Below are 9,527 nucleotides of genomic sequence, written 5' to 3'. Positions count from 1 at the left end.
GGCCGAGCTCCTCCGCATGCCCTTCCCATGGGCGGTCCCGGGGGGTCTGGCTTGCGCGCGCTGTGCGGCCCCCAGGGCCCGGCGGGCACGACCCGGAGGCAGAACGCCCCCAGACGGCCAGCGGCCATGGCAGGGGAGGCACACCCGGTCCCATCCCGAACCCGGAAGTTAAGCCCCCGAGCGCCGATTGTACTGCGGGGTAAGCCCGTGGGAGACCAGGACGCCGCTGGCCGACTGGGGGCGTTTTCGCCAGGAGGGGCCCCGCGCCGAGCGCGGGGCCCCTCTTCTTGTCTTGAAAGCAGCGTGCGGGCCCGCCCCCGATGGGACGGGCCCGCTTCCGTTTTTAGCCTGATGACAACTTACAGGTACCTTGCAGGTAACTGTCACAAATTGTTTGCCGTTCATCCAGTTTGATCCTCTGACTAGGCGTATCAATGATAGGTTTCGATCACCGGTTTTGTTTAGGGCGGTGGTCTTCGTATTCATCGCCTTCCTTATCTCCTGCAGAAGGGCCAGGTGTTGAGTAATGCCAGTTAGAGTTCATCGACGTCCAGTTGATTCCATCCCCGAGACAGATTCCGAATCCATTTCTTCTAGGTTGTCTTCATGGCAACTTACGCCTTCTTGTATCTCCTCATTTATGCTGGATTCGCGTCCTTCCAACCTTCTCGTAATATGTGCCGAGCCTGGTATGGGGCAGTCCTCAGCGCTCAAGAGGTTTATCTCATTTGAGAAGCATCAGTTCACGACCCACTTTCTGCACTTCTTTGGCATGGAGCCACCAACTGCCTCAAAACGAGTTTCTCGACTCGCGCGTCAGGTAGAGAAGGAATGCCTTGCAAACAAGAAGGTGTTTGTTGCTCTCGACAATCTGCCGGCTGGAGATGATGTCATTGTCGATCGTTCCGTTTTCGCTATTTCGAGGATGGTCGAGTGCGGCGCTGTGGTTGCGCTTTCCCTGCTCCCCGAGGATGCGTTGCTTGCAGAACGTCTTCCCGATGGGGTTCGAGTTGTTTCGAGTGACCTTCTCATCTCCGCTGCACTTGAGGTAAGTCCAAGCGATTCCCTCTACGATGTTCGTGCTTTTACTGGGGGTATTCCGGCTCTTGTAAATGCTGTTGTTAGAGACAATGGGGACCCACGTTCTCACTCCCTTGTCATTGGCAGTTCGTATTTTGATGCTCTTGAGCATCTAATTGGAGAGTCCTTGCGCCAGAGCCTTCTGGACGAGGAGATCTTGGTTCGTCTCGCCATGCTTCTCCTTGGCCAGGGTACCTTTGCCGAAATTTCTAGCGTTACATGCCTGAACCCATATGAGATTGCTCTGGGTCTTGAGCAGTTCGCTCCTCTCTTTGGGGTTTGCTGTCAGGACGGTGCATTTCATACTTTTGGCGTTGACTCTATTGATGGGCTTGCTGCGTGTTCGAGTGTCCTTGCTACTAAGGTTTCTGGCTTCTCATCTCTATTTGATTCTGTCCTTCGCGTCTTGATTGAGCGGGGCGAGTTTTCTCGTGCCGCTGTCATAGCGCGCCTTGCAACGTCGGACGAAGCCGCCATTGCAGTCGTTGATCATGCCGAGGACTTTGTGGGCGTGGGCGAGGTGAGCCTTGTTCGGAAAACGCTGGGGGTTGCGCTCGCGCGCTCGCTCGTACCCGAAGAACGGCTGACTTGTCTCCAGACAGTCCTTGAGGCTTTGGGAGACTCTAGGTCGAGAAGCCCCGAGGACAGGGTGCTCCCACAATCCGCGGACTACGATTGTCCTGACGCAAGCAAAGATCTTGACCTTCTCCTTGTTGGATGTCGCTCGGTCCTTGCTGGCGAGGATGTCAAAGTTGACGTGTCGGACAAAGGGCAGGCACAGGGACTTGCAATTCATCTGCAAACGGTCCAACTTATGAGAGATGGCCAGATAAGCGCTGCTCAACGTCTGGCAAGTTCCCATGTACTCTCTAGTCCCGAGGGGACGCTTGCGTCCGTACTGCTTCGTCTTGACATGAGCCTGACCAGTGCACTTCTCGGTGATGACCAGTCCTTTGAAGATGATTCGGGTGCCCAGGTACAGGAGTTTCTTGCCCGCGAGGGATTCGCGGCGATTCGCGACGAAGCCAGCCTCCTTCTTGCAATAGATGCTATTCTGCATGGTTCCTATGATCTCGCGTCAATAGATGCGCTGGTGCGGGAGTCAGAGCGCGCGGGAAATGAGCTGGTGCGCGTTGCGGCGCTTCTGGCTGGTGCAGCCGCTGAATACATGGTGGGTGACATCCGAAGCGCGGGGCTGAGAAGCGCGATTGCCTCCAGTGCGGCGGGACGTGCGGGCTTCTATCACCTTGAGGCGGAAGCGGGAATCCAGTGCCAGGCCGCAACGAGCATGGGCGTGGGGGCTGGTTCGGCGACCCCAGGCTGGGAGGCCGCATGCGGAACCCAGGACCTTTCCATCCTCGTCGACCTGGTCCGAGCAGCTGTTGATGAGGAAAACGAACGCACGCAGGGTATCCAGCGGGCGCTTGCCAATGCTACGCTTCCCGTCGACGAGCTATGGCTCCTCAGGGTGCTGGTATCGGGGGAGGGAGCCTTTCAAGAGCGCGTGAGGAGGCTCATCCCTCATGCGTGGACGGGCGCGCTTGTTCCCATTGCCTCACCGCGACGGACGCGTTGTGTTGTCAGGCACACCGGAGGCTCTTTGGGGGACGAGGGAGGAAAAGATGACAAGAAGGTGGCATCTGGAGCTCGCCTGCGGCTGAGTCTTCTTGGCGGGTTTTCTCTGCAGGTGGACGGCGAAACCATCCCCGAATGGCGTCTGGATAGGCGCTGTGCGAAGGCAATGCTGGTGTTTGTCGCGCTTCACCCCCGATTCTTGGCGAGACGCTACGAGATTATCGATCAGGTTTGGCCTGACTGCGATTACAAGGCTGGCCTCGATAGGATCTACCAGGCGACAAGCGCCTTGCGAAAAGTGGTGACGGAGGTAACGCCAGATCTCGATCCCTTTCTCTCTTTCAGGGAGGATAAGTCCGTCTCGCTTGACCCCGAGCTCTTTGAGTGCGATTTCGAGGAGTTCACCGACGCTGCAAAGGAAGCGCTGGAAAGCGAGGGCGATGATGCCCACGCCTTGGAGGCGGCCTTGAGAGCGGAGAGGCTCTATGCGGGCGATCTCTATGTACCGGCGCGAGACTTTACGGGATACGTGGTGGCTCGACGCCAGGAGCTCAGAGAGCTCTACGCCGACGCCATGGTAGCAGGGGCGGAGGCGGCGCTGAGGCTCGAGCGGTATCGAGTGTCGGCGCGGCTCGCCGACTCCGCGACTGCCGTGGATGACCTACGCGAGGATGCCGTGGAGGTTCTTATCCGAGCGCTGAGGGCCAGCGGGCGTATGTTCGAAGCGGAGCAACGCTACAAGAAATATGCCGTGCACTTTGTCGACAGGACGCATATGCCACCCTCCAAGCGCCTTCGGAAGGCAATCGGCGAGGGAAGTCGTGGAGGGGGAGACGGACCGGTGTCCGCAAAACGATGCTGAGTCTAGGGTGAGAAGAGCCTGCGGCCTCTGGTTTCGGGACGATTAACGCCGAGAATACAGTGCGCATTTAGTGAGACCGCATCCTCGGCCACCACGGTGAGTTTGCTATGGGTAAAGTGAGAAATGCATGTGTCGGCGGGTAGCCGCCGCCCATCAACCAGTATGAAGGACTGCCCATGCCTAACTTTCTCTCCAAACTTCTTTCCGCTGGAGCCGATAAGGACCTCAAGGAGTACCGGCGCATAACCGCGCACGTCAATGATCTTGAGCCGCGCTTCAGTGCCATGGATGACGAGGAGCTACGTGGCCAGACAAAGCTCTTCCGGGAGCGCATCGAGAATGGCGAGACGCTCGATGACCTTCTGCCCGAGGCGTTTGCTGCGGTAAGGGAGGCGTCCCGACGCACGACGGGTATGCGTCACTTCGATGTGCAGATTATCGGTGGCATTGCCCTGCATCGGGGCACCATCGCCGAGATGAAGACGGGCGAGGGCAAGACTCTGGTGTCTACGCTCGCTGGCTACCTCAACGCCCTTGAGGGCAAGGGCGTGCACATCGTGACCGTCAACGACTATCTGGCCAAGCGCGACAGTGATTGGATGGGCCAAATCTACCGCTTCATGGGTCTCAATGTTGGCCTGCTCCAGAACGGTATGAGACTTAACCTCAAGAAGCCTGCGTATCAGGCGGATGTCACCTATGGCACGAACTCCGAGTTTGGCTTTGACTACCTGCGCGACAACATGGTCACCCGGCCTAGCCTGCGTGTTCAGCGCGGCCACCACTATGCCATTGTCGACGAGGTCGACTCCATCCTTATCGACGAGGCGCGCACGCCCCTTATCATCTCGGGTGCAGGGACCAAGTCTGCAAGCACCTACAAGGACTTTGCCCGTGCCGTCCGTGGCCTTACGCCGGACGTCGACTTTGAGATGGACGAGGCCAAGCACACCATTGCCGCGACAGATGAGGGCCTCAAGAAGATCGAGCGCAACCTGGGCATTGATGACATCTATGCTGACCCCTCCGGCCAGCTGGTGAATCATCTCCAGCAGGCCCTCAAGGCCCAGTACATGTTCCACCGCGACCAGCAGTATGTGGTTGTCGATGGCGAGGTCAAGATCGTCGACGAATTCACGGGCCGCATCATGGAGGGAAGGCGCTACTCCGAAGGTCTCCACCAGGCCATTGAGGCCAAGGAAGGCGTCCTCGTGCGCGAGGAGAACCAGACGCTCGCCACCATCACCCTTCAGAACTACTTCCTCATGTACGACAAGCTTGCGGGCATGACAGGTACCGCCATGACCGAGGATGCGGAGTTCCGTGAGGTCTATCACGTTCCCGTGCAGGTGATTCCGCCCAACAAGCCCGTTATTCGTGTTGACCACGAGGATCTTGTCTACAAGACTGTGGCGGCAAAGTTCGACGCCGTTGCCGATGACGTTGCGAAGCGCCATGCAAAGGGGCAGCCGTGCCTTGTAGGAACGGTTTCCATCGAGAACTCCGAGCGCCTCTCGCGTATCTTGGACAAGCGTGGCATCAGGCATAACGTCCTTAACGCCAAGTACCACGAGCGCGAGGCCCAGATCGTTGCGCAGGCGGGCCGCGAGGGAGCCGTGACCATCGCAACCAACATGGCCGGACGTGGTACGGATATCCTCCTTGGCGGTAACCCCAAAGCCATGGCGGAGGACATGCTTCGCGAGCAGGGATTCTATGCGCCTGTAAAGGAGGGCGAGGAGCCCGTCGTGCCTACCGATGAGCAGCGGGCTGCCGCGCTCGAGAAGGCAAAGGCAATCTGCGAGAAGGAACGTGAGCACGTGGTCGCTGCCGGCGGTCTGGCAGTTATTGGCACCGAGCGCCACGAGAGCCGCCGCATTGACAACCAGCTGCGCGGCCGTTCTGGCCGTCAGGGAGACCCCGGCGAGACCCAGTTCTACCTCTCGCTCGAAGATGACCTCATGAGGCTTTTCGGCGGAGACCGCATGGACCGAATCGCGGCGATGATGGACAAGTACGACATGCCCGATGACATGCCCATCAAGTCCAAACTGGTGACGCGTGCCGTCGAGAGCGCCCAGCGCAAGGTCGAGGAAGTCAACTTTGCGATGCGTAAGAGCGTCCTCGACTACGATGACGTCATGAACAAGCAGCGCCAGGTCATCTACGAGGAGCGCAACAAGATCTTGGACGGCAAGGACCTCATGAGCCACGTTGAGGAGGTCACCTACGACACTGTCCAGCGCAAGGTAAACGAATACTGCTCCGAGGAAGTCGATCCGGAGGAGTGGGACTTCGCCGGTCTCGACAAGTGGATTCGCGAGCTCACAGGCCGCACGGATGGTCCCACCTTTGATTCGGATTCCGACCAGGGCGACATCACCGATGCCGTCGACGCCTTCGTGAACACCTGCTACAAGGACAAGGAGCAGCGCCTTGGCGACCAGATTATGAGCGATCTCTCCGCTCAGGTCATGCTTCGCGTCATCGACACCCGTTGGATGACATACCTGCAGGAGATGGACTACCTCAAGACGGGCATTGGCCTGCGAGGCTATGGCCAGCGCGATCCTCTCGTCGAGTACAAGAGCGAGGCCTATGCGGCCTTCACCGAGCTTGTCAACACGATGTACGAGGACTTCCTTCGCACAATCCTGCGCATCGAGATTGCGGTGCGTCCGCCTGCGCCCGCAAAGTCCCAGGGGGACGAGGAGGCGCTCTCTGACGAGCTTCGCGGCGCCCAGTATTCCGGGCCCGCAGAGGTCGACGGAGACCATGGCTCTTCCGCGCGTCGTCCCGCCGCCAGCACGTCGCACCAACGGGGAGGCGCCGGCAATGCCAACGCCAACGCAGGTGCGGGAAAGCCGCGTACGTATCGCAAGGATGAGGATCCAGATCCTTACGTTGGCGTGGGAAGGAATGACCCCTGCCCCTGCGGTAGCGGCAAGAAGTTCAAAAACTGCCACGGTAGGAACAGGTAGCCATGGCGGATATCGATAGCTCGGCGCTCGACGCCTTATCCGCTCGGCTCGACGAGGTTGAGGACTACCTTCATGTCGACGAGCTGAGGGGAACCGTTGCTCAGCTCGAGCAGGAGAGCGCCGCCCCTGGCTTCTGGGATGACGCCAACGCCGCGCGTGAAATCATGTCGCGTCTCTCCGCTGCAAAATCCGACGTTGCTGGTATAGACGCTGCGCGCGCCAAGCTCGACGACGCTCGCGCTGCGCTCGAGCTTGGCGAGGAGACCTCGGACAACGACCTTCTCGCAGAGGCGTCCTCGATCGCCGCCTCCCTCGAGCATGACCTTACCGAGCTTGAGCTCTCCAGCTGGTTTACCGACGACCTCGACCACGGTGACGCCATCGTGACGGTGACGCCTGGCCAGGGCGGGCTTGAGGCGCAGGACTGGTGCGACATGCTCTTCCGCATGTACCTGCGCTACTGTGACAGACGCGGGTGGACCGTAGACGTGAACGATGCCCCACAGGCAGAGGTCATCGGCATTGACCATGCAACCTTCACCGTGCACGGTCACAACGCATACGGCATGCTCCGTGCCGAGCAGGGCGTGCATCGCCTGGTGCGCATCTCTCCAACGGACGAGAAGAAGCGCCGTCAGACGACGTTCGCCGGTGTCGAGGTGCTCCCGGTCCTTCCGGATGACATCGAGGTCGACATCGACCCCAAGGACCTTCGCATCGACGTCTATCACGCGACGGGTCACGGCGGCCAGGGCGTCAACACCACCGACTCTGCCGTGAGGATCACGCACATTCCCACGGGTACGGTGGTTACCTGCCAGAACGAGCGCAGCCAGCTCCAGAACAAGGCGTTCGCAATGAAGATTCTGCGCAGCCGTCTGTATGAGATGGAGCTCGAGAAGCGCTCCGCCGAACTGGATGAGCTTCGCGGTCCCAAGCACGAGATTGGCTTTGGCAACCAGATCAGGAGCTACGTTCTCTACCCCTACCAGCTCGTGAAAGACCTGCGCACGGGGGTTGAGACTGGCAACGTGGACTCGGTTCTCCAGGACGGCGACCTCGACAAGTTCATCATCGCCTATCACCGGTGGGTGCTTGCCGGGAGGCCGGAGCAGTGAGAAAGATAAGCGTGCGTGAGGTGGCGCTTGACGCCATTCTCATCTTTGGCGGATCTCTGCTCTTTGCCTTTGGGCTCGACTGCTTCGAGGTTCCCAACGGCCTTGCCGCAGGAGGCATCACCGGCCTGGCCACAGTGTTTCACGCCCTTGCGCTGCAAGCGGGGGTGAACCTCCCCGTGGGCATACAGTCCATCGTCATGAACGTCCTGCTCTTTGCCTACGTCGTGCGGTCCGGCAGCAAGCGCTACGCGGCCCTCACTGCAGCAGGCATCATCGTGTCCGGTGTCCTTACCGACGCCATTGCCCCCTTCGTCCCCATTCTGGGCGAGGGAGACCTGCTGCTCTGCGCCTTGTGGGGCGGCGTTATCACGGGCGTTGGGTTGGGGATGGTCTTCCGCACGGGGGGCAACACGGGCGGAACGGACATAATCGCTCAGCTCATTGCGAGAAAGACCGGCGCATCCGTCGGCAGCATGGCAATCGTTGTCGACGGCGCCATCGTCGCGCTCTCCGCCCCGGTCTTCTCAATCGAGAACGCGCTCTATGCCGCGATCGCAATGTACATCTGCGGCCGGGTGATCGACGCGGTGGTCGATGGCCCGCGCGTCCAGCGTGCAGCCTACATCATCTCCGAGAAGCACGAGAGAATCGCCCGCCAGATCATGGTCGAGCTCGACCGCGGCTGCACGGAGTTCGAGGCACGCGGCATGTGGAGCCGCGAACTCAGACCCGTCATCTTCTGCGTGCTCTCTCGTGGAGAGCTGGCGCACCTCAAGGAGATAGTTGCCGAGACTGATCCAGACGCGATCGTGGTCATCGCCGAGGTCCACGAGGCGTACGGCGAGGGCTTCAAGAGCATCGAGAAACGCTAGACGTCTCTCTGCTCCAGCTCTTCCTCGGACATCTGCATGGCGGCGGTCCCCAAATCGACGCGGATGACGTCCGAGACACCGTTCTCCTCGAGCAGCTCGACTTGCTCGTCCGTTGCACCGGAGTCCGTGATGAGCAGGTCCACCTCGTCGGTGGAACCAAACTGGAAGCTCGAGGTCTTGCCGATCTTCGACGAGTCAGCCACGATGACGTGCACGTGCGACCGCTCGAGCATCATTGCGTTGACGGCGGGCTCTGGGGCAGTCGCGGACGTGAGGCCATAGGTGGGCGAGAGGCCCGTGATGCCAAGGAAGCACTTGGTTGCGGTGATGCGCTTTACGCATTCGAGCGCGAACTCACCGGTCATCGACGCCTTTGGTGGACGAATCTCTCCTCCCGTGAGGATGATCGAAGCATTTGGGCGCTCGGTGAGAAGCAGCGCCTTCGCGTTGTTCGTGATGACGGTCACGTCCTGTGCCGTGATGTAGGAGATGATCGAGAGCGCGGTCGAACTCGCATTAATAAAGATGCAGTCCCCGTCATCAACGTGCTTTGCCGCCTCGCGGGCGATGGCCTTGTTGGCGCGAATCTGTCTAGACCCAGACGGACGTCCAAGCGGGTTGAGCAGGGTTGCCGTGCCATACTGCCGAGAGAGGACATGCTGCTCCTCCAGGTAGTCAAGATCACGCCTGATGGTCAACGTCGAAACGCCAAAGTGGTCAGCGAGTTCAGCAACACCTACCTGTCCCTTGCTCTCGAGGAGAGCGACGATGGCATCCCTGCGTGCGGCAATATATGCCTTGCTTCTCTTCACAGTGCCTCCGCCCTCAACAATGTCTCGCTGACGGAATCAATTATACGAAGTGGAAATAGCTATTCATAGTCAATCGTACATAAAGCTTGATACTCAAAAGCCTAATTGTTTTGTTTATAGAAACAAGATGAACAGTGTTCTATCGTTCGTAAAAATAAACTATAAACACATAAAAACATAAGCATATACATAGCTATAAGATGACGCATCATTCAATTAAATCTATA

5 protein-coding genes, 1 rRNA gene and 1 pseudogene are annotated in these 9,527 nt (G+C 59.2%); 6 read left to right on the top strand and 1 reads right to left on the bottom strand.

What is annotated here, in order from left to right:
- The first annotated feature begins 116 nt into the window (after positions 1-116).
- From rrf to BMX94_RS09900, 6 genes and pseudogenes are all read left to right on the top strand, one after another.
- Positions 117-232, top strand: a 5S ribosomal RNA gene (rrf, locus tag BMX94_RS09920).
- Positions 233-691: 459 nt separating this feature from the next.
- On the top strand, positions 692-3,517 hold the full coding sequence (locus BMX94_RS09915) for an AfsR/SARP family transcriptional regulator (RefSeq protein WP_177171413.1): 2,826 nt from the start codon (positions 692-694) through the stop codon (positions 3,515-3,517).
- Between the two features lie 176 nt (positions 3,518-3,693).
- Positions 3,694-6,184, top strand: a pseudogene (secA, locus tag BMX94_RS09910) (preprotein translocase subunit SecA); the annotation flags it as partial.
- 5 nt (positions 6,185-6,189) lie between these two features.
- Positions 6,190-6,498, top strand: coding sequence for an SEC-C metal-binding domain-containing protein (locus tag BMX94_RS10920; RefSeq protein WP_502685919.1), 309 nt, complete (start codon positions 6,190-6,192; stop codon positions 6,496-6,498).
- 2 nt (positions 6,499-6,500) lie between these two features.
- Positions 6,501-7,616, top strand: coding sequence for a peptide chain release factor 2 (gene prfB / locus BMX94_RS09905; protein WP_091006083.1), 1,116 nt, complete (start codon positions 6,501-6,503; stop codon positions 7,614-7,616).
- A complete protein-coding gene (locus tag BMX94_RS09900) occupies positions 7,613-8,488 on the top strand; it encodes a YitT family protein (RefSeq protein ID WP_091006080.1) in 876 nt (291 codons plus the stop codon). The genes prfB and BMX94_RS09900 overlap by 4 nt, the downstream gene beginning before the upstream one ends.
- Here BMX94_RS09900 and BMX94_RS09895 read toward each other — a convergent pair.
- Positions 8,485-9,300, bottom strand: a complete 816-nt coding sequence (locus tag BMX94_RS09895) for a DeoR/GlpR family DNA-binding transcription regulator (protein ID WP_091006077.1) — start codon at positions 9,298-9,300, stop codon at positions 8,485-8,487. The genes BMX94_RS09900 and BMX94_RS09895 overlap by 4 nt on opposite strands.
- Positions 9,301-9,527: the final 227 nt, after the last annotated feature.

It is taken from the genome of Olsenella sp. KH3B4 (genome assembly GCA_900111695.1).
In the GTDB taxonomy this organism is placed as follows: domain Bacteria; phylum Actinomycetota; class Coriobacteriia; order Coriobacteriales; family Atopobiaceae; genus Tractidigestivibacter.
This window is presented reverse-complemented; position numbering and strand designations above follow the sequence as displayed.